We start from the raw sequence: 20519 nt of genomic DNA, 5'->3' as shown, positions 1-20519 counted from the left end.
GTGCGTTACTGGCCGGTAATCATCGGCAGGTTCAGACCTTGTTCCTTGGCACAGTCGATCGCGATCTGGTAACCGGCATCGGCGTGACGCATAACACCAGTGGCCGGATCGTTGTGCAGCACGCGAGCGATGCGCTCAGCCGCTTCGTCGGTACCGTCGCAGACGATCACCATGCCCGAGTGCTGGCTGAAGCCCATGCCGACGCCGCCGCCATGGTGCAGGGAGACCCAGGTCGCGCCGCTCGCGGTGTTGAGCAGGGCGTTGAGCAGTGGCCAGTCGGACACGGCGTCGGAACCGTCCTGCATCGATTCGGTTTCACGGTTCGGGCTCGCTACCGAACCGGAGTCCAGGTGGTCGCGACCGATCACGATCGGCGCCGACAGTTCGCCGCTGCGCACCATTTCGTTGAACGCCAGGCCGAGCTTGGCGCGCAGGCCCAGGCCCACCCAGCAGATACGCGCCGGCAGACCCTGGAAGCTGATGCGCTCGCGCGCCATGTCCAGCCAGTTGTGCAGGTGGGCGTCGTCCGGGATCAGTTCCTTGACCTTGGCGTCGGTCTTGTAGATGTCCTGCGGATCACCCGACAGGGCTGCCCAGCGGAACGGGCCGATGCCACGGCAGAACAGTGGACGGATGTAGGCAGGAACGAAACCTGGGAAGTCGAAAGCGTTTTCCACGCCTTCTTCCTGAGCCATCTGGCGGATGTTGTTGCCGTAGTCGAAAGTCGGTACGCCCTGCTTCTGGAACTCAAGCATAGCTTTGACGTGAACGGCCATCGATTGCTTGGCGGCCTTGACCACAGCGGCGGGCTCGGTCTTGGCGCGAGCGCGGTATTCTTCCCAGGTCCAGCCAGCCGGCAGGTAACCGTTGAGCGGGTCGTGGGCGCTGGTCTGGTCGGTGACCATGTCCGGGCGCACGCCACGCTTGATCAATTCCGGCAGAATTTCAGCCGCGTTACCCAGCAACGCGATGGAGATCGCCTTGCCTTCCTTGGTGTACTTGGCGATGCGCGCCAGGGCGTCGTCGAGATCTTTGGCCTGCTCGTCGACATAACGGCTGTTCAGGCGGAAGTCGATGCTCACCTGCTGGCATTCGATGTTCAGCGAGCACGCACCGGCCAGGGTTGCCGCCAGTGGCTGGGCGCCGCCCATGCCACCGAGACCTGCAGTCAGGACCCACTTGCCGGTGAGGTTGTCGTTGTAGTGCTGGCGACCGGCTTCGACGAAGGTTTCGTAGGTGCCCTGAACGATGCCCTGGCTGCCGATGTAGATCCAGCTGCCGGCGGTCATCTGGCCGTACATGGCCAGGCCCTTGGCATCCAGTTCGTTGAAGTGTTCCCAGTTCGCCCAGTGTGGCACCAGGTTGGAGTTGGCGATCAGCACGCGCGGGGCATTGCTGTGGGTCTTGAACACGCCGACCGGCTTGCCGGATTGCACCAGCAGGGTCTCGTCGTCGTTCAGGTTAGTCAGGCTCTCGACGATCTTGTCGTAGCATTCCCAGTTACGCGCTGCGCGACCGATACCGCCGTAAACCACCAGCTCTTTCGGGTTCTCAGCCACTTGCGGGTCGAGGTTGTTCATCAACATGCGCAGCGGCGCTTCGGTCAACCAGCTCTTGGCGGTCAGCTGGTTGCCGCGAGCAGCGCGGATTTCTACGTCACGAAACTTCGTCGGTTTATTCTCGGTCACGAAAAGCACTCCTCAGCAATCAATCCAAACCAACCCAGGCGGTGGGCGAGCGAGCCGGCGAGCAACAATGCTTGCCAGCGAATCAGTGGACGATGGTCGAGTCTTCGTGACTCATACGCATACGTCTTTACTTGTACATACAAGCATATGCAATCGAGCGGCCAACTTATTGGATAGCCGTTCAATAAAATCTTGGAAATGGCTGAAACGCCACAGGAGCAAGGGTTTGAGCGGCGGATCGCTGCTCGCTCGGTTCCAGCGACTCGGCTCACCGACTGTTACTTGAGCCTGTTTTCGCCCTGATCTGGGGCGTTCGGTAACACGCCGGGTACACAATAGAGCAATCAGGAAACACCCTACGTCATCCCCAGAAGCGCCCTACTCCATCAACCCGGAACCTCGCCGAATACCCATTGACGCTACCTTCGCGAGGATCACCCGATGAAACAGTGGAAAGTCAGAACGCACCTCCTGCTCCTGGCCACACTCCTGCTCAGCAGCATGCTGGGCATTGGAGCAATGGGCCTGTACGGCATGCGCGCCACGGTTCAGGGACTGGAAACGGTGTACCTGGACCGCGTCATTCCGCTACAGGACTTGAAGCGCATATCCGAGCTGTATTCGGCGCAAATCGTCGACGCTATTCATAAAGCACGCGACGGTGCCTATAGCGCCGGCCAGGCCGCAGAGCAGATACAACTGGCGCGGGGCGAAATAAACAGCCTTTGGCGCCGCTACCGCTCAACCCATTTAATTGAGGCAGAACTCCTCTTGATCGAGCGGATCACTCCACTGATGCAAGCCACCGATGCACCGCTTGAAGCCTTGCAGGCAGAACTCAAAGACAACGCCAGCACCGGCTCGGGCCTGGAACAATTCGCCGCCCACCGGTTGTATTCCTTGATCGATCCGTTGAGCGAGCTGTTCAGTCAATTGACCCAGGCCCAACTCGACGAGGCACAGCAACAGTTCGCCCACAGCCAGGATCGCTACGCGACCTACGTGCAACTGATGGCGCTACTTTTGGCACTGACCCTGCTGTGGGGCAGCATCTATGCCCTGCTGTTTGGCACCCGCCTGAACCGCTATCTGGGCGCCGAACCCCACGAACTGGCGAGCATCAGCACCCAGATTGCCCAGGGCCAACTCAGCGAGCCGGCAACTTACGGCGCCGTTTCCACCGGGGTCATGCACTCAGTCGAAGCCATGCGCCGCAGCCTGCGCGGCATGATCGGCAAGGTCCGCGAGGCTTCGCGGCACATCGAGTCCTCGACCCTGAACCTGAGCGTGGCCTGCGAACAGGGCCTGCGTCAGGCCGCTGAACAAAACGCCGCCGCGTCATCAATTGCCGCAGCGGCGGAACAGATGTCCGCCAACATCACCCACATCGCCGACAACGCCGCCCAGGCCCAGGCCACCACGCAAAAGGCCGAGCAGATCACCGCCCTGGGCATCACCAGCATGGAGCGCTCGATCATCGAGATGCAGCAAATCGCCGAACTGGTGACCCAGACCTCAAGCGAAATCGATCAGTTGACCCTGCACTCCAACGCCATCGGAAAGATTGTCGACGTGATCCACAGCATTGCCGAGCAGACCAATCTGCTGGCCCTCAATGCCGCCATCGAGGCCGCCCGGGCCGGCGAACAGGGTCGTGGTTTTGCCGTGGTGGCCGAAGAAGTGCGAGAACTGGCGACCCGCACCACCCGCTCCACCGATGAAATCGTGGCACTGGTGAGCGCCATCCAAAGCGGCATGCGCAAGGCCAACAGCAGCATAAACGCAGGCCGCGAGCGCGTGCTTCAGGGTCAACAATTGATCGACAACGCCGGCAGTTCGATGAATGACGTCAAGGCAGTGCTGGATGCCTCGTTGGAGGCGGTCAGGCAGATATCCCACGCCTTGCAGGAGCAACGCGAGGCCAGCGAGGACGTTGCGCGCAACGTGGAAACAGTCGCCCAGCGGGTCGAGGAAAATGTCACGGCGCAGCAGGATGTGGTCAAGACCATTCATGCCCTGCAGCAGATGTCAGCGGAACTGGAGGTCACCGTTCGAGGCTTCGTCCTCGAACGGCAGTAACGCCGCTTCAAAACCGCAGCGCGCAGCCCAGGCAGGTGCTGCGGTTGCGAAGGCTTAACGTCTAGCAGTTCTGATAGTTATCGGCCCGAGCTGATTGCTTTAGCCTGACGATACAAATTAACCGATGTAGAGGATTGATGCGATGGGCAAGCTTGACACCCCACTGTGCCTTTATCGCTACGATGCCCTGGACCAACTGGTCGGCCTGACGCCCGCACTGCAGGCGAACACTCGGCGGTTTTATGCGCAGGGCAAGCTGACAACGGAGATTCGAGGCCAGGAAAGTCACACAATCATTCAGCACGCCGATCATCTGCTGGCACAGCTACGGCGCCAATCAACAACGGTGCACACCAGCCTGCTACTTGCCGACCGGCAGCGCTCGATCCTGCACATTCTCGATACTCAGGCACACTTGCTCAATTACACGCCCTACGGCTATCGCCCGGCGGAACACGGTACCAGCAGCTTGCTTGAGTTCAATGGCGAGCGGCGCGACCCAGTGACCGGCCATTATTTGCTCGGAAACGGTTACCGCGCATTCAATCCAATACTGAAGCGATTCAACAGCCCGGACAACATGAGTCCGTTTGGTAAGGGTGGGTTGAATCCGTATGCGTATTGTCTGGGGGATCCGGTTAATCACGCGGATCCGACGGGGCATTTTATTGGGGCCATATTCGCGGCACTGTCGACCAAAGCCATAGCGGTAGCCGGAGGAACCTTGTCCGTAGCCGGCGGCTTTATGGCGAAAGCCATGGGTAGTTCCATACGCCCGATATGGACGCAGGCAGCGGCCGCGTCGGCGATCGTTGCTGCCGGAGTCTGGGGAGCAGCAGCCAGCGGTCGTGCGGTAGCGCCACTGGCCATACGCCAAATTGCCCAAGGCACGGTTGTTGCGGGACTGGCTGTCACTGCCAGAGCCGCAGCACCTATTGTCAGCGGTATCGCCGAGACTGCAATTACAACCCTGAGACATGTAGACAGGGTTTTCGAACAAGTCGCCTTAAACGAGAGAGTGAAAGCAACTCTACTTTTCGTGAGACAGGCACTGTAACCAACTTGAGCAGAATAAATTCAGTCCGAAGAGGAGTTGTCCCACCAAGGCAACGCTGCGCCATGAACCCATGACGCCGAGTTTGAAACGAGAAGGGTGCCGCGTTGCTCAACCCGCTCCCTATCCGACGCTCAAAGCCAAGTCAACGAGCAGTCAAATCAATCACGCAGCATGATCCGCTCGAAGAAACGTTCAGAAGACCGCCATCATGCTCAAAGTGAAGGCAGTCATAACGCCCGAGGCACTGCGTTGTTTCAGTGCCCAGCGTAATTTCCAACTGATCACTCACACTGAATATCAAAAGCGTACTGGCCGAACTGAAAAACCGTTGCTCGCCGGCCAACCACTGCAACCGCGCACGGTAGCGCTGGGGCGCATAAATCAGGTTGAAGTCGCGAATCGCCCCGCCCAGCAAGGTGCAGGACACCTGGCTCTCGCCACTGAAGGCGAAGGGATCGAGCGGCAGCAAAGGTCGCGTTGCCTGGCCATCGACGGTCAGCGTCATGCCCGCGCCTTGCAGCACAGTGATCACCCGCTGGTAGCCGGCGAAGGTCGAGAAGCCGCCCGACTCGCCGATGTCGGCAATCGACAGGCGCCAGCCAAAGCCGTCCAGCCCGGTGCCGGCATCGCGAGTGATTTCTTCGGTGCTGCCGCCGCCGTTTTTCCACGGCATGCGCGGATAGTCGACCGCACGCAAGACTTTCAACTGACTCATGGTTGCCTCTTGTTCTACTTGTGAAAGCGCCCTTCCAGGCGATGACGGGAACCGGGGTGAATCAGACGAGCGGCGGTCACTGGCTGGCGACCCGACCAGGTGCGCCGGCGAATCAACAGGCAAGGCTCGCCTTTTTCGATCTGCAGCAGCTTGCATTCGCTCGACTCGGCGAGGATCGCCTCGACCACGTGCTCGCCTTCGGTCAACGGCGCTACCTGGTTCAGATAGGCGTAGGGCGTTTGCACGGTGAAGTCCTGCTTGAGGTACTCCGGCGCCACCAACGCATTGACGAAACGGTCTTCGATTTGTACCGGAATATCGTTCTCGTAATGCACGATCAGCGAGTGGAAAACCTTTTGCCCTTCGCGCATGTCCAGCGCCAGTGCGCGCTCGGAGCCGGCGGCCTCTTCTTCCAGGGTGATCACCTGGCAGGTGTGGCGATGACCGCGTGAAGCGATTTCGTCGGCAATGTTATGCACTTCAAACAGAGCCGATTGGCTTTTCGGTTCGGCAACGAAGGTGCCGACGCCCTGCATGCGCACCAACAGGCCGTCCGCGGTCATCTCGCGCAAGGCGCGGTTGATGGTCATGCGGCTGAAACCCAACTGGCTGACCAGCTCGCTTTCCGACGGCACGCGGTAGTGCGGCGGCCAGTTTCCACTGTCAATCTGCTGGGTGATCATCTGTTTGACGCGGGCATACAAGGGCGCCGGACTGTCGCCCAGGTTGGCACTCAGCGGCGTGTTGGCAGGCGGAGTCGGCACGGGAAATCCTTGTTGAGGGATAAAGGTTGCTAGCTTGCCGGAGTTTACCGGGCAGGCAAACGTCTGTATATGTATATACAAATAACACACGATGGGGTGCCGAACGATGTCCGCCTTCTTTGCCGAGCGCGCGCTACTGCCTAACGGATGGGCCAACAATGTACGTCTCGAGGTCAGCGCCGACGGCCTGCTGACCCACATCCAGGCCGATGCCAGTGCCGAAGGCGCCGAACGTTTGAGCGGGCCGGTACTGCCGGGCATGCCCAATCTGCACTCCCATGCGTTCCAGCGGGCCATGGCCGGGCTGGCGGAAGTGGCCGGTAATCCGAACGACAGTTTCTGGACCTGGCGCGACCTGATGTATCGCCTCGTCGGAAAAATCAGCCCGCAGCAGCTTGGCGTGATCGCCCGCCAGCTGTACATCGAGATGCTTAAGGCCGGCTACACCTCGGTCGCTGAATTCCATTACGTGCACCACGACCACAATGGCCAGCCTTACGCCGACCCCGCCGAACTGTCGTTGCAGATCAGCCAGGCCGCCAGCGCCGCCGGCATCGGCTTGACCCTGCTCCCGGTGCTCTACAGCCATTCCGGTTTCGGTGGCCTGGCGCCAAACGACGGCCAGCGCCGCTTTATCAACAGCACGCAAAACTACCTCGACCTGCAAGCCCGCCTACAGCCAATTCTGGCGAAGCAGCCGGCGCAAAGCCTGGGCCTGTGTTTCCACTCGTTGCGCGCGGTCACGCCGCAGCAACTCAATGAAGTGCTGGCCGCCAGCGACAAGCAGTGCCCTGTGCACATTCACATCGCCGAGCAGCAGAAAGAAGTCGACGACTGCCTGACCTGGAGTGGTCGTCGTCCGCTGCAATGGCTGTATGAAAACACCGAGGTCGATCAGCGCTGGTGCCTGGTCCACGCGACCCACGCCAATGCCGAAGAAGTCAGCCTGATGGCGAAAAGTCGGGCCATCGCCGGCCTGTGCCTGACCACCGAAGCCAACCTCGGCGACGGGATTTTCCCGGCCGTGGACTTCCTCGCCCAGGGCGGGCGCATGGGCATCGGTTCCGATAGCCATGTGTCGCTGAGCGTGGTGGAAGAACTGCGGTGGCTGGAATACGGCCAGCGCCTGCGCGACCAGCGGCGTAATCGCCTGTATGGCGCCGAACAACCGATGGTCGGCCGCACCCTGTACGACGCGGCCCTCGACGGTGGCGCACAGGCCCTGGGGCAACCGATTGGCGCCCTGGAAGTCGGCAAGCGCGCCGACTGGCTGGTGCTCGACGGCAACGACCCATACCTGGCGACCGCGAGCGGTGACGGGATTCTTAATCGTTGGCTGTTTGCTGGCGGCGATCGCCAGGTGCGTGATGTGCTGGTCAACGGCAAGTGGGTGGTACGCGGCGGGCAGCATGCCGGCGAAGAGGAAAGTAATCGCGCCTTCACCCAGGTGCTGCGCGATTTGCTCGGCTGAAATGCCCGGGGTTGTGGCGAGGGAGCAGGCTCCCTCGCGGCAGCCTTACTTCGAGGTCTGCGCCATGCGTGTGTCCGACACACGCCAGATCAGGCGGGTGGTGTCGTAGCCTTGCTGACGGGCGCGGCTGAGCAATTCTTCGCGAGTATCGGCGTTGACTTCCGGCTTGCGCGACAGCAGCCAGAGGTAGCGTCGATTGGGGTTGCCGACAATCGCGGTCTGGTAGTCGTCGCTGACGTACAGCACCCAGTAGTCGCCCTTGACCACGCCCGGCAGCAGGCGGGTAAACCAGTTGTCGAAATTAACCCAAAGCTTGTCAGTCTTGCCCGGTACCTGCGCGACGGCCGTGCCGCGGGCTTCTTCCCACTTCCATTCGGCGGTCAGGCAGCGGTTCAACACATCGATCTCACCGTTGGGCTTGAGTGAGTAATGGGCTTCGGACTGCGCGCAGTTGCGCTGGAAGTACATCGGCATGCGCGCCAGTTCGTACCACTTGCCCTGATAACGCTTGAGATTGACCTCGCCGGCCGTTTTCGGCGCCAGCGAATCATCGCCATGGGTGGCGCAGCCAGCCAAGATCAGGCTGGCAAAAATAGCTATTACAAACCGCATCATTATTCTTCTCCCGAGGGCGCGTAGCCCCGGATTACTTCAGGCCTTGCCCGGAAAACATCAGCACTTTGTCACCGGCGTACTGCACGCTGATAAAGCTGTTCTTGTCGCCCCAGGTGCAGCTGGACATGCCCAGTGCGCCGGAACAATCGGCTGGTTTGCCGAGCAGGTTTTCCACGTCGGCCTTGGGCATGCCCGTCGACAATTTCGAGTAGTTTTCCTGGTTGACCTTGCTGCACGCGACCAACAGCACGCAAAACGAAAGCAAGGCGATAGATCGCAGCGACATGGTGAAACTCCTGGAAAGAAACGCTGGCGTGGCTGCCAACCAGAAGCTTAGAAGAGAAAACCCCCATCTGGTTCCCAGCCCCTGCGGGAATTTCTTGAACGGTCAAATCGGCATTTCCCCGGCAAATCAGCGACTTTTTGCGAGTAATCGGCATTTCGTCGAAATTCGCAAAAGCCGCCTAATCTTTGGCGCCGCCCTGTCGACATAGAAGCTGCGTCAAGCCAGCTGTGACCCTGTGTCGCCCTCTCGTTGATCAGTCCTCCCGCGGTAGCTCCTTTAATGACCAGAAACATGAAATTCAGCCACAAGATCCTGCTCGCTGCTGCCCTGGTGGTGGCCGTCGCATTTGCCTGTTTCATCCTGTTCAACGACTACCGCCAGCGCCAGACCCTGCGTACCAGCACCGAGGCCTCGATGCAGGAACTCGGCAGCCTGACCACCAGCAACATCCAGACCTGGCTGGAAAGCCGCATTCAACTGCTGCAATCGCTGGCGCAGCAAGTAGCCGCCGACGGCCCTGGCACCACTACCCTGCAGCGCGCGGTTGGCTTGCCGGTGTACACCCGTAACTTTCAACTGAGCTACTTCGGCGGTGCCGACGGCGTGATGCACTCGGTGCCGGCCGGCAATCGCGCAGCCGATTACGACCCCCGTAGCCGTGGCTGGTACAAGGCAGCCAACGCTGCCCAGCAGAGCATTGTCACCGAACCCTATGTCGCCGCTTCGTCGGGCAAGCTGGTGATCACCGTGGCCACCCCGGTGCAGCGGCAGAACCAGATGATCGGTGTCGCCGGTGCCGACATCGATCTGGGCAGCGTCAGTTCGATCATCAACTCGCTGGACTTCGACGGCCACGGCCATGCGTTCATCGTCAGCGGTGACGGCAAGATCCTGATCCATCCCGAGAGCAAACTGGTCCTCAAGTCCCTGGGCGATGCCTACCCCGGCAACACGCCGCAGGTGCGGGCCGGTCTGCAGGAAGTCACGGTGGATGGCCGCCGCCAATTCATCTCCTTCACCCCGGTCAACGGCGTGCCGTCGGCCAATTGGTACGTAGCCCTGGTGCTCGATCAGGACACGGCATTCTCAATGCTCAGCGAGTTCCGCACCTCGGCGATCGTTGCCATGCTGATTGCCGTGGTGATCATCATCAGCCTGCTGGGCATGTTGATCCGGGTATTAATGCAGCCGCTGCTGGACATGGGCCGGGCCATGCACGACATCGCCGAAGGCGAAGGTGACCTGACCAAGCGCCTGAGGATTCACGGTCACGATGAATTCGGCACCCTGGGGCTGTCCTTCAACCGTTTCGTTGAGCGCATCCATAACTCAATCCGCGAAGTGTCCTCGGCCACCGGCCAGGTCAACGAAGTGGCCCTGCGGGTGGTCAGCGCCTCCAACTCGTCGATGTTCAACTCTGACCAGCAAGCCTCGCGCACCAGCAGCGTCGCGGCAGCGATCAATGAACTGGGCGCTGCCGCCCAGGAAATTGCGCAGAACGCTGCCCTCGCCTCGCAGCACTCCAGCGACGCGCGCGGCCTGGCTGAGGAAGGTCAGCAGGTGGTGGATAGAACCATCGCGGCGATGCAGCAACTGTCGGCACAGATCAGCGATTCCTGCGGCAACATCGAGACCCTGAACAGCAACACGGTGAACATCGGGCAGATCCTTGAGGTGATCACCAGCATCTCCCAGCAAACCAACCTGCTGGCGCTTAACGCCGCCATCGAAGCCGCGCGTGCCGGTGAGGCCGGGCGTGGTTTCGCGGTAGTCGCCGACGAAGTGCGCAACCTCGCCCACCGCACCCAGGACTCGGCGCAGCAAGTGCAGACAATGATTGAGGAACTGCAGGTCGGCGCCAGCGCGGCGGTGAGCATCATGACCGACAGTCAGCGGCAGAGCGAAAACAGTGTCGGCATCGCTAATCAGGCCGGCGCACGGCTGGGCAGTGTGACCCAGCGCATCGGCGAAATCGACGGCATGAACCAGTCAGTGGCCACCGCCACCGAAGAACAGACCGCCGTGGTCGAGTCGATCAATGTCGACATTACCGAGATCAACACGCTGAATCAGGAAGGGGTGGAAAACCTGCAGGCGACCCTGCGTGCGTGTGCCGACCTTGAGCAACAGGCGGCGCGGTTGAAGCAGTTGGTGGGGAGTTTCAGGATCTGAGGTGCCCCTCAAGGGCCTCTTCGCTGGCAAGCCAGCTCCTGCCTGGACGTGTGCGATCTGAAGGAGCTGGCTTGCCAGCAAAGCTTTTTCAGAAGCCCGACCCAGGCCGCTTGAGAAACGCCAATTCCTCAGCCGTCGACTCACGCCCCAACACCGCATTGCGATGGGGAAAGCGGCCAAACCGGGCGATGATCTGCTGATGCCGTTCGGCATAGTCGAGGTTATCGGCGAACACCGCGCGATCGGCTTCGGGCTGCTGGCTCATCAACTCGGTAAAGCGCGAGATCGCCTCGTTCTGCACCGCGAGGTGCTCGCAGTGTTCGAATACCAGGTAGATGAACACCCGCTGGATCGGCCGTAACGCGCGGTCGAAATCCGCCGCAATGCCCTGCGCTACCAGCTTTTGTGCGCGCAGATCGCCGGAAAAGGCCTTGGGGGTCTCGCGAAAGATCATTCGCGGTAATTGGTCGAGCAACAACACCAGGGCCAGCCAACCTTCGGGACCTTGCGTCCACTCGGTCAATCCGCCGGCCAGTGCCTGTTCCACCAGCTCCCCGAAACGCTCGCGCGCTTCGAGGTCCTGGCTGTCACGCTTGCCGAACCACAACGTGCCCTGTTGCGCCGCCACTGCGTTGGGGTCATCGGCCGAACCGAACCACCACTCAAGCAACGGCTGCCAGGGCGTGGTCATGATTTATTCCTTGTGGTAAGCCGTGATGCGTGCAACTTCCTGCTTCGAACCCAGGAACACTGCAACACGCTGGTGCAGGCCTTCGGGCTTGATGTCGAGGATGCGCTGGTGACCGTCGGTGGACGCGCCGCCGGCTTGCTCAACCAGGAACGACATCGGGTTGGCTTCGTACATCAGGCGCAGTTTGCCCGGCTTCGACGGTTCACGGCTGTCGCGTGGGTACATGAACAGACCGCCACGGGTCAGGATGCGGTGCACGTCGGCAACCATCGCCGCGACCCAGCGCATGTTGTAGTTCTTTTTCAGCGCGCCTTCTTCACCGGCCAGCAGTTCGCCGACGTAGCGTTGTACCGGGGCTTCCCAGTGACGCTGGTTGGACATGTTGATGGCGAATTCCTGGGTAGTTTCAGGAATGCTGATGTTCTCGTGAGTCAGCACGAAGCTGCCCATTTCACGGTCCAGGGTGAAGCCCTTGACGCCGTCGCCCAGGGTCAGCACCAGCATGGTCTGCGGGCCGTAGATCGCGTAGCCGGCAGCGACTTGCTGGGTGCCTGGCTGCAGGAAGGCGTTTTCGTTCAGCGCTTCGTTCTGGCTCAGGTACTCGTTCGGGCAACGCAGTACCGAGAAGATGGTCCCGACCGGGGCATTGATGTCGATGTTCGACGAACCGTCCAGCGGGTCGAATACCAACAGGTACGCGCCTTTCGGGTATTTACCCGGGATCTGGTAGGCGTTGTCCATTTCTTCGGACGCCATGCCGGCCAGGTGACCGCCCCATTCGTTGGCTTCGAGCAGGATCTCGTTGGAAATCACGTCGAGTTTCTTCTGCACTTCGCCCTGCACGTTTTCGGTGCCCATGCTCCCCAGAACGCCGCCCAGGGCGCCCTTGGATACTGCATGGCTGATTTCCTTGCAGGCGCGCGCTACAACCTCGATCAGGAAACGCAGATCGGCAGGCGTGTTGTTGCTACGGGTCTGCTCGATCAAATAGCGACTCAGGGTAACGCGGGACATGGAAGGCTCCGAAGGAATGGGGGCTAAAAACCCGCGCAGTTTAGCGCGAGTCGTCAGGCAATTGCTCATATCAGACGAGATTCGCACAACAGAGTTCATGTGCGGGGTTGAGCGTAGTCCGAAAAAAGGACGTTTGGGTGTACGACAGCAATGTGTTTGCCAAGTCTATGCCGACCTGGCAAACACTGATCAGGACTTGACCGACGGCTTGCGCGACAGGCTGAACGCCATGGCCGCGAGGAACGCCACACTGAGCAGCAACACCGCCCACAGGCCGATTTTTTTCCAGTCAGTTACCGGCGGCGCCGGCGTTAGCACGGCGCTCGGTGCCGTCACCAGCGTGCCATCCTCGACCTGGGCCTGACCGAGGTTTTCCAGGCGTTTTGGATTGAAGTCCGGAATCAGCGTGGCCAACGGCAGACTGGCCGCCTTCACCGTCGGATTGCCGAGGGCCAGGGTATAGGGGCCGGCGCCACGGGCGAGGAACACCAACTGAGTCGAGCGCACCGCGTAGCGCACCATCGGTGCCTGCGCACCCAGGCCACCGCCGCGATCATCCACCGTCAACTTAAGCTGCTGCACCACCTGTCCCGGCAGGGGTAACTGGTCCTGCAGCACATCCTGGCCGTTCTGGCTCAGGCGATAAAGCAAGCCGCTGCTCAACGGCTGCCACGGCAGGCTGCTTTCCCGCCGGCCCGAGAGCAATACCGGGGCCAGGCTGTTGGCTTCATCCAACTGCACCTGCACGCGCTCGACGTTCAATCCCATGGGCAGTTGCCAGCTGTACTCGGCATCCTTGAGCCGATTACCGGACAAAGGCGCGGACCACGCCAGCGGAGCAGGCGGGATACTGGCGTCGAGGCTTTGAACCTGCGCCGACGTCAGCACCGGCGCGCCTTGTGGGGACAGCCACAGCAATCGCAAATAACGCGCGCGCAGGCCAGGCAACTCGACTTCGCGCTGCTCGACTCGCTCGTCGGCAAACGACAGCCGTGCAACCTGCCCCTCGCCCCAGGTCTGCCAATGCTGCAGGTCGTCGCTGGCTTCGATACTGAAACGCTGAAATCCATCCTGTTCACTGGACCAGTCAAGGATCAACTGCTGCAACGGTTTCTTGATCGCACTGGCATCCAGCAGCCAACCGCGACGCACCTCTTCACCGGCCTCCAACTGGCTGGGCGGCTGGACCTGCACCAGGGTGCCGTTGGCATTGGACTGCACCCGCACGTTCGGCACCGCCGAGCCCGCATCCGCCGCATCGTACAAGGGGAACGCCTTGAGTTCATGCAGCGGCAGGCTTTCACCCACCGCAGGCTGCGCCAGGGTCAGCGAATAGGCCTGCGCCTCACCGGCGGCATTGAACACCCGCAGATCACTGAGATCGGTCTGACGCGCGTGCAATTGCACCGCCAACGGCAAATCGAGACGGTACCACGGGCCCTCGCCGCTGAGGGTCAACGGCATTTGGGTGGTGAAATCTGCGGGGCTGTCCTGAGCCTGCGCCGCCAAGGCAATACAGCAGCCCAGGATACCCAGCCAGGACCGGTTCAACATGATGCTCAAGACGACACTCCTTTGGATTCATTGACCGCGTCTTGCGGCCCCGATGTGATTTCGATGCGTCTGGGCGGCAGGGGCGCGAAATAGCCGACCACCAGCAGCAACACACCGACACCGATAAACGACACGATCCGCGCCAGACCGCCGCGGTTACTCAATTCGACAAACAACAACTTGGCCACCACCACGCCAATCAGCGCCGCGCCCACCAGCCAGACCTGGCGACGGCTACGCAGGTGCCCACCAATCATCAGGCCGAGGGCAATCAGGGTCCAGACAATCGACAATCCGGCCTGCACCCGCATCGATTCCAGCAGCGCCTCAAGCTCGTAAGGCACGCCACTCCAGTGGTGCGCCGTGCGCATGACCATCGCGGTGAACAGGGCGAACAGCGAAACCCCGGCGACGATCTGACTGAGCTGGCCTTGGGCGAAGGGCAATTGATCGAGGGTGTTGCGCGACCACAGGTACACGCCAAACAGGCTGAACAGCAGACCGATTTCCAGCGGATTGATCAGCGGTACATAGGGCAGCGGCTCGGCGCTCCCGTCGCTGGCGATGTTCGCCAGCCAGAACCAGGCAAGCATCAGCAACGCCAACGGCAAGGCAGCGTATAGCCGGTACTCGCGGCTGTAGTTCGACAGCGGCCACGGCCAGGCACGCGGCACGGCCATCAGCACCAGATACACGCTCGGCACCAGCGCCCAGCCGAGCCAGCGCCAGGCGTTGTACTGCTCCGACAGCACCAGCAGTCCGTAACGCAACTCCAGCACCAGCACCGCGAGTAACAGCCAGCAGCCGAGTACATGGGCGATACTGGCGACGGTCGCCGGCAGCAGGGTCGCCAGCCGCTTCAATGAGAGGAAATGCACGGCGAACAGCAGCGTCCAGACCAGCCAGCCGAAATCGGCGGCCGGGTGGTAGCGCGAATGCCAGGCGCCCAACAAAACCAGGGCCGCAGCCGGAATCAACAGCGTGCACAGCACGCCCAGCGCCGGCCATGCCAGACGCAGGGCGAGCCAGGCCCACAGCGCCACGCTGAGCGCCAGCAGGCCGAGCAACCAGGTCGATTGCAGGGACGGCGCGGCGAAATGCAGCACCTCACTACTCAGCGCCAGCGCCCACCAGCCCGCACCCCAGGCCAACAGGCCGTACGAAAGGCGTTGCAGGTCGAGTCCGCTGAATGTATTGGCGTACCGCTGCAACTGCCAGGCCCCCAGCAGCGCGGCCATACCCAACAGCGCTGGCGCCCAGAACCCGGCATGGGCCAGCAACACGCGATCTTCGGCAGCGCCGGCGGCCAGGATCACCAACACACCCGCCAGCAATTGCACCACCAGGGCACTCACCAGCACGCTGCGCGACGGCAGGCGCACGCCCACCAGCAGCGTCAGCAACCCGGCCAGCGCCCAGCCGATCACTGTGCCGTGGCTGAAGAAAAACAACGGTGCCAACAGATAGATGAAGGTCAGACCGGCGCAGGCCAGCACCGGCAGGCCTTTGCGTTCCCAACTGCGGCTGCGCTCAAGGGGCGCCTGGTGCAGTTGCCAGAAGCTGAACAGCAAGGCCACACCAACAAGCAACGCGCCCAGCGTCGAACCGTTGAGCAGGCTGCTGTCGCCCTCGTGCAGTTCGCTGAGAAAGATCAGCGCTGCCCCCAATTGCAGCAGCAAGGCAAAGGCTCGGGCGACGGGTCGCCGTTGACGCAGGCCGAGCCAGTAGATGCCCGCTCCCTCCACGGCCCAGGCTGCCGTGGTCCAGCGTGCATCCAGGCCCAGGGGGATCGCCAGGCTGGTGAAAATCACGCCCAGTGCCAGACAGGTTTGCGCCAGCAACCAGGCCCGTCCGCCGCGCAGGACATACGCCAGGCCCATGTAGAGGAAGCCCAGGACCAGGGCACTGAACGCCGCAGCCAAGGGCAAATGCTGGACCAACGCGAATTGCAGGCCGAAGCCCACCAGTGGCGGACCAAACAGCAGCGTACCGTCGACGTAATCGCCGTTGCGCGCCGACCACTGCAGCAGCGCAGAGCGGTCCTCGGTCTGCGGGACGTCCTGCGCCTCCTGCAATTTGCGCCGGGCATACAGCAGGCCAATGGCCAGGTACATCAGAAAAAAGCCGATCAGAAACGGCTCGGTGCTGGCCAGCAGGTCCGGCGTGTAGGCGCGCAAGCCCCATGTGAATCCAATGCCGAAGGTGCCGACGAAGCCGATCACGTTCAGCAAGCGCCAGGCCTTGAACCAGGCGATGGCGAGGATGCCGGCATTGAGCAGCAGGAAATAACTGAACAGCGCGACATGGCTGCCGGCGCCGGTAGAGGTCAGGATCGGCGCGGCAAATCCACCCAAGGCGGCTGCGCAGGCCAACGCCAGGGAATCCTGCTTGATCGCCAGCAGCGCCGAGAACAGCGTGACCGCCACCAACAGACCGAGAGCCACCGTCGGATCGAGCAAGGGGTGCAAGCGCATGGCGGCGAATACGGTGAGGTACAGCACGCCGATCCCGGCACCTTGCAGAATCAGCGCGTAGTCAGGGTTGCGCTGACGCAGCCACCAGCCCAGGCCCATCAGCGCCAAAGCGGCCAGGGCGACCCCGGCGTAGCGCACTTCCAACGGCACCACCATGCCTTCGGTGGCATAGCGCAGCAGAAACGCCAGGCCGAAAAACAGCAGCACCACGCCGACTCGCAGCACGGTGTTGCCGCCCAGCAGCCAATTGCGTGCTGCGTTGATGCCGCGTTCGATCAGGTTCGAGCCACGCGGGGCGGCTGGCTGCTCGGGCTCGCGAGCGATCCAGTGGTCGACCGGCGTCGGTTGCGGCTCGAGTTCAGGGGGTAGTTCCCAGACCAGCTCTGGCGCGGCTGGCTCGGAGCTTGTTGAGGCGACAATCTGCGGCTCGGCAACGGGCGCCACGCGCTCGCCGCCGGCCTCCAGAAACGCCAGGCGTTGCTCGACCGTACCCAGCGCGACCTGCGCCAGTTGCAATTGGCGTTGCTGCTCGGCGGCTTGCCCGCTCAAGCGTTTGATTGCCAGCACCTGGCCAATGCCCAGTCCAATCAGCGCGCCCACAAAGGCGTCGCTGAGGGACTCATCCAGCAGCCAGCCCAGCACCAGGCCAATCAGCATGTACGTCCATTGCATGGTCGATATCCCTAAGCACTGAAGAATCCAGTAAAACCGGTGCCCAGTATATCGATCCGGCCCAACAAACGCTGGGCCTGCAACAGATTTATCCTGACTGCTACTCCAAGGCTTTCCAGATTTGCGTGGCGTACTCGCGGATGGTGCGGTCAGACGAGAACCAGCCCATTCGCGCGCTGTTCAGTACAGCAGAACGCCACCATTCGTTATCGTTATGCCAAAGACTCTCGACGCGCATCTGCGCCGCCCAGTAGGAATCGAAATCAGCACAGACCAGGAAACGGTCGTAGTCGATCAGCGAATCGATCAGGCCGGTGTAGCGCGCCGGATCGTCCGGCGAAAACACCCCGCTGCGAATCGCTTGCAGCACGTCGTTCAAGCGATGGGAGGCGGCGATATCAGGGCCGGCATGGAACTCATGGTTCTGTTTGCGCGCTTCGACCTGCTGCGCGCTGAGACCGAAAATGAACATGTGCTCGGCGCCGATGCGTTCGCACATTTCCACGTTAGCGCCGTCCAGGGTGCCGATGGTCAATGCACCGTTGAGGCCGAACTTCATGTTGCTTGTACCCGAGGCCTCGAATCCGGCAGTGGAGATCTGCTCCGACAGGTCCGCCGCAGGGATGATGCTCTCCGCCAGGCTGACGTTGTAGTTGGGCAGGAACACCACTTTGAGCAGGCCGCGCACGGTCGGGTCGTTGTTGACCGTTCGGGCGATGTCGTTGGTCAACTTGATGATCAGTTTGGCCTGGTGATAACTGGCGGCCGCCTTGCCGGCGAAGATTTTCACCCGCGGCACCCAGTCGGTTTCCGGCTCGGCACGGATCGCCTGATACAGGGCGACGGTGTGCAGCAAATTGAGCAACTGGCGTTTGTACTCGTGAATCCGCTTCACCTGCACGTCGAACAGCGCCGCCGGGTTGACCGCGATGCCCAAGCGCTCGTGAATCAGGTAGGCCAGCGCTTTCTTGCTGTGCAGCCGTTGCTCGGCGAACTGCTTGCGAAACGCCGACTTCTCGGCGAACGCTTCCAGGCCGACCAACAGTTCCTCGGGGTTATCCAGCAATTCAGGGCCCAGGGCATCGACCATCATCGACGTCAGCTCGGGGTTGGCCTGGTACAACCAGCGCCGGAACGTAATGCCGTTGGTCTTGTTGTTGATCCGCTCCGGGTACAGCTTGTGCAGTTCCGAAAACACCGTGCTGCGCATCAGTTGCGTATGCAGGCCAGACACGCCGTTGACGCTGTGGGAGCCAAGGAATGCCAGATTGCCCATGCGCACGCGACGGCCGTTGTCTTCCTCGATCAGCGACACCGCGCGCAACACGTCGAAATCATGAATACCCTTGGCCCGCAGCGAATCGATGTGTTGAGCGTTGATGAGATAAATGATCTGCATGTGCCGCGGCAGCATCCGCTCCATCAATCCTACCGGCCAGGTCTCCAGCGCCTCGGGGAGCAAGGTGTGGTTGGTGTAGGACAGCGTATCGACGGTGACCTGCCAGGCCGCGTCCCATTCCACGTCGTGCACGTCGACCAGTTGCCGCATCAATTCGGCCACGGCAATCGAGGGGTGAGTGTCGTTGAGCTGGATCGCCGCATGATCGCCCAGGGTCAGCACCGAGGTATGCATGTTGCGATGGCGGCGCAGCAGGTCCTGCAGCGAAGCGGCAACGAAGAAATATTCCTGGCGCAGGCGCAATTCCTGCCCCGCCTCGGTGCTGTCGGCCGGATAAAGCACTCTGGAGATGCTTTCCGCACGTGCCACTTCCGCCACTGCACCCAGGTGGTCACCGGCGTTGAAACGCTCCAGATGCAAATCTTCGACCGCCCGCGCCCGCCACAGGCGCAGCGTGTTGACGCTGGCACCGCGCCAGCCGACTACCGGCGTGTCATAGGCCACCGCCCGCACGGTCTCTCCAGGCGTCCAGACCTGTTTGGTCTTGCCGCTGGCATCGGTGAGGGTCTCGACGCTGCCACCAAAGCCGATTGGATAAATCACCTCTGGCCGCTCGAACTCCCAGGGGTTACCGAAATCCAGCCAGTGCTCGGTCTGTTCCTGCTGCCAGCCGTCGACAATCGCTTGGCGGAACAGCCCGTGCTCGTAGCGAATGCCGTAGCCGTGACCGGCGATGCCCAGGGTCGACATGCTTTCCATGAAGCACGCAGCCAGGCGCCCCAAGCCGCCGTTGCCCAACGCCGCGTCGGGTTCCAGCAGGCGGATGCGCTCCAGATCGACACCCAATTCGGTCAGTGCCTCGCGGGCGACGTCGAGCAAACCGAGGTTGCTCAGGCTGTCGTAAAGCAGGCGGCCGATGAGGAACTCCAGCGAGAGGTAATACACCCGCTTCTGGCCCTTGCGGTAGATTTGCCGCGTATGGTCCATCCAGTGCTCGACCATGTGATCACGCGCCGCCAACGCGATGGCCTCGAACCAGTCGTGATCGAAGGCGTGATCAGGGTCTTTGCCGACGGCGTACGTCAGTTTGGTCAGGACGGCTTCGCGGAACGCAGCCACCTCGGCTTCGCGAACAAGTGGTTCTTGAGTCATCGATGAGACCTCGGGAGCATGGAATTGTCTGAGCCTAGACGGTCTGACAGACGGTAGAGGCATGGGTTCGGCAGTTTTTCCAATGGGTGCGAGTCAGTCGCGAATGTGAGGCTGTTGACGGTAAATGGATGCAGGGGTCGTGCCGGGGTTTGCGGGCATTCGGCCGGGATAAAAAAAATCTGGCGAAAGGTTGTTCAAAAATCCACCAGTCCCGGTATGATCGCGCGCCCTGATACACGCTGGATATTGCCCATGATGAAGCCCACCCTGATCGCTGCCGCGGAGATCGACCGTCTCGATACCTGGGCCAAGTACTCCGCCCCCATGTGTGGCGCCTGCATATCCAGCTGCTGCACGCTGCCGGTCGAAGTGAAGATCAAGGACCTGATCCGCATTGGCATTGTTGATGAGTTCGAAATGGGCGATCCCCCGAAAAACATCGCCAAGCGCCTGCAGAAGGAAGGGATAGTCGAGCGCTTCAACCAGCGCACCGAGATCTTCACCATCCAGCGCATGAGCAACAACGATTGCTACTACCTGGATCGTAAATCCCGTCTGTGCACTATTTATGAAAAGCGCCCCGACACCTGCCGCAACCACCCGAAAATCGGCCCGCGTCCAGGTTATTGCGCTTACAAGCCCAAGGAAGTGGAGCGCCAGAGCAATAGCCGGCGGACCCTGGACAAGTTCTGACCCAGAGATAGCAGCCCCAGCGG

Annotated in this window: 15 protein-coding genes; 5 read left to right on the top strand and 10 right to left on the bottom strand. The window is 61.5% G+C overall.

Going from position 1 to position 20519, the window contains the following annotated elements; translation table 11 throughout:
* Positions 1 to 5: 5 nt before the first annotated feature.
* The gene (hutU, locus tag NR126_RS21950) at positions 6 to 1688 is read right to left on the bottom strand and encodes a urocanate hydratase (RefSeq protein WP_027617386.1); all 1683 of its coding nucleotides are present in this window, start codon (positions 1686 to 1688) and stop codon (positions 6 to 8) included.
* Between the two features lie 441 nt (positions 1689 to 2129).
* Here hutU and NR126_RS21945 point away from each other — a divergent pair, with 441 nt between their 5' ends.
* Both NR126_RS21945 and NR126_RS21940 read left to right on the top strand, forming a co-directional pair.
* Positions 2130 to 3767, top strand: a complete 1638-nt coding sequence (locus NR126_RS21945; protein WP_105754064.1) for a methyl-accepting chemotaxis protein — start codon at positions 2130 to 2132, stop codon at positions 3765 to 3767.
* Positions 3768 to 3909: 142 nt separating this feature from the next.
* Positions 3910 to 4824 (top strand): RHS repeat-associated core domain-containing protein, encoded by a 915-nt coding sequence (locus NR126_RS21940; protein WP_105754065.1) that lies wholly within the window; start codon positions 3910 to 3912, stop codon positions 4822 to 4824.
* A gap of 142 nt (positions 4825 to 4966) precedes the next feature.
* Here the strand turns inward: NR126_RS21940 and NR126_RS21935 are convergent, their stop codons facing one another.
* The gene (locus tag NR126_RS21935; RefSeq protein WP_256831381.1) at positions 4967 to 5539 is read right to left on the bottom strand and encodes a HutD family protein; all 573 of its coding nucleotides are present in this window, start codon (positions 5537 to 5539) and stop codon (positions 4967 to 4969) included.
* A 14-nt stretch (positions 5540 to 5553) separates the two neighbouring features.
* Entirely contained in the window at positions 5554 to 6222 is a 669-nt protein-coding gene (gene hutC / locus NR126_RS21930) for a histidine utilization repressor (RefSeq protein WP_256351103.1), read from the bottom strand.
* 187 nt (positions 6223 to 6409) lie between these two features.
* Between hutC and NR126_RS21925 the strand changes: the two genes are divergently transcribed.
* On the top strand, positions 6410 to 7774 hold the full coding sequence (locus tag NR126_RS21925; RefSeq protein WP_256831378.1) for a formimidoylglutamate deiminase: 1365 nt from the start codon (positions 6410 to 6412) through the stop codon (positions 7772 to 7774).
* A 45-nt stretch (positions 7775 to 7819) separates the two neighbouring features.
* Here the strand turns inward: NR126_RS21925 and NR126_RS21920 are convergent, their stop codons facing one another.
* Positions 7820 to 8389, bottom strand: a complete 570-nt coding sequence (locus NR126_RS21920; protein WP_027617381.1) for a lipocalin family protein — start codon at positions 8387 to 8389, stop codon at positions 7820 to 7822.
* A gap of 31 nt (positions 8390 to 8420) precedes the next feature.
* Positions 8421 to 8675, bottom strand: a complete 255-nt coding sequence (locus NR126_RS21915; protein WP_027617380.1) for a hypothetical protein — start codon at positions 8673 to 8675, stop codon at positions 8421 to 8423.
* Positions 8676 to 8954: 279 nt separating this feature from the next.
* Here NR126_RS21915 and NR126_RS21910 point away from each other — a divergent pair, with 279 nt between their 5' ends.
* Positions 8955 to 10847, top strand: coding sequence for a methyl-accepting chemotaxis protein (locus NR126_RS21910; RefSeq protein ID WP_256831365.1), 1893 nt, complete (start codon positions 8955 to 8957; stop codon positions 10845 to 10847).
* A gap of 88 nt (positions 10848 to 10935) precedes the next feature.
* On the opposite strand, the gene NR126_RS21905 is transcribed toward NR126_RS21910, so the two are convergent.
* From NR126_RS21905 to NR126_RS21885, 5 genes are all read right to left on the bottom strand, one after another.
* Positions 10936 to 11538 (bottom strand): DUF924 family protein, encoded by a 603-nt coding sequence (locus NR126_RS21905; RefSeq protein ID WP_256831362.1) that lies wholly within the window; start codon positions 11536 to 11538, stop codon positions 10936 to 10938.
* A 3-nt stretch (positions 11539 to 11541) separates the two neighbouring features.
* A complete protein-coding gene (locus NR126_RS21900) occupies positions 11542 to 12552 on the bottom strand; it encodes a class 1 fructose-bisphosphatase (protein WP_027617377.1) in 1011 nt (336 codons plus the stop codon).
* A gap of 189 nt (positions 12553 to 12741) precedes the next feature.
* The gene (locus NR126_RS21895; protein WP_372827107.1) at positions 12742 to 14115 is read right to left on the bottom strand and encodes a DUF3999 domain-containing protein; all 1374 of its coding nucleotides are present in this window, start codon (positions 14113 to 14115) and stop codon (positions 12742 to 12744) included.
* Positions 14112 to 17252 (bottom strand): DUF2339 domain-containing protein, encoded by a 3141-nt coding sequence (locus NR126_RS21890; RefSeq protein ID WP_256831355.1) that lies wholly within the window; start codon positions 17250 to 17252, stop codon positions 14112 to 14114. The genes NR126_RS21895 and NR126_RS21890 overlap by 4 nt, the downstream gene beginning before the upstream one ends.
* Positions 17253 to 17352: 100 nt before the next feature.
* A complete protein-coding gene (locus NR126_RS21885) occupies positions 17353 to 19803 on the bottom strand; it encodes a glycogen/starch/alpha-glucan phosphorylase (protein WP_105754070.1) in 2451 nt (816 codons plus the stop codon).
* A gap of 252 nt (positions 19804 to 20055) precedes the next feature.
* On the opposite strand from NR126_RS21885, the gene NR126_RS21880 reads away from it, so the two are divergent.
* A complete protein-coding gene (locus NR126_RS21880; protein ID WP_027617373.1) occupies positions 20056 to 20496 on the top strand; it encodes a YkgJ family cysteine cluster protein in 441 nt (146 codons plus the stop codon).
* The last annotated feature ends 23 nt before the right edge of the window (positions 20497 to 20519 follow it).

The organism is Pseudomonas sp. Pse1, from assembly GCF_024519635.1.
In the GTDB taxonomy this organism is placed as follows: domain Bacteria; phylum Pseudomonadota; class Gammaproteobacteria; order Pseudomonadales; family Pseudomonadaceae; genus Aquipseudomonas.
The sequence above is the reverse complement of the archived record's forward strand: the minus strand, read 5'-3'. Positions and strand labels throughout refer to the sequence as shown.

Coding starts and splice junctions, on each gene's coding strand:
- NR126_RS21945 (WP_105754064.1), top strand. CDS start 2,130: ATGAAACAGTGGAAAGTCAGAACGCACCTCCTGCTCCTGGCCACACTC.
- NR126_RS21940 (WP_105754065.1), top strand. CDS start 3,910: ATGGGCAAGCTTGACACCCCACTGTGCCTTTATCGCTACGATGCCCTG.
- NR126_RS21935 (WP_256831381.1), bottom strand. CDS start 5,539: ATGAGTCAGTTGAAAGTCTTGCGTGCGGTCGACTATCCGCGCATGCCG.
- hutC (WP_256351103.1), bottom strand. CDS start 6,222: ATGATCACCCAGCAGATTGACAGTGGAAACTGGCCGCCGCACTACCGC.
- NR126_RS21925 (WP_256831378.1), top strand. CDS start 6,410: ATGTCCGCCTTCTTTGCCGAGCGCGCGCTACTGCCTAACGGATGGGCC.
- NR126_RS21920 (WP_027617381.1), bottom strand. CDS start 8,389: ATGATGCGGTTTGTAATAGCTATTTTTGCCAGCCTGATCTTGGCTGGC.
- NR126_RS21915 (WP_027617380.1), bottom strand. CDS start 8,675: ATGTCGCTGCGATCTATCGCCTTGCTTTCGTTTTGCGTGCTGTTGGTC.
- NR126_RS21910 (WP_256831365.1), top strand. CDS start 8,955: ATGACCAGAAACATGAAATTCAGCCACAAGATCCTGCTCGCTGCTGCC.
- NR126_RS21905 (WP_256831362.1), bottom strand. CDS start 11,538: ATGACCACGCCCTGGCAGCCGTTGCTTGAGTGGTGGTTCGGTTCGGCC.
- NR126_RS21900 (WP_027617377.1), bottom strand. CDS start 12,552: ATGTCCCGCGTTACCCTGAGTCGCTATTTGATCGAGCAGACCCGTAGC.
- NR126_RS21890 (WP_256831355.1), bottom strand. CDS start 17,252: ATGCAATGGACGTACATGCTGATTGGCCTGGTGCTGGGCTGGCTGCTG.
- NR126_RS21885 (WP_105754070.1), bottom strand. CDS start 19,803: ATGACTCAAGAACCACTTGTTCGCGAAGCCGAGGTGGCTGCGTTCCGC.
- NR126_RS21880 (WP_027617373.1), top strand. CDS start 20,056: ATGATGAAGCCCACCCTGATCGCTGCCGCGGAGATCGACCGTCTCGAT.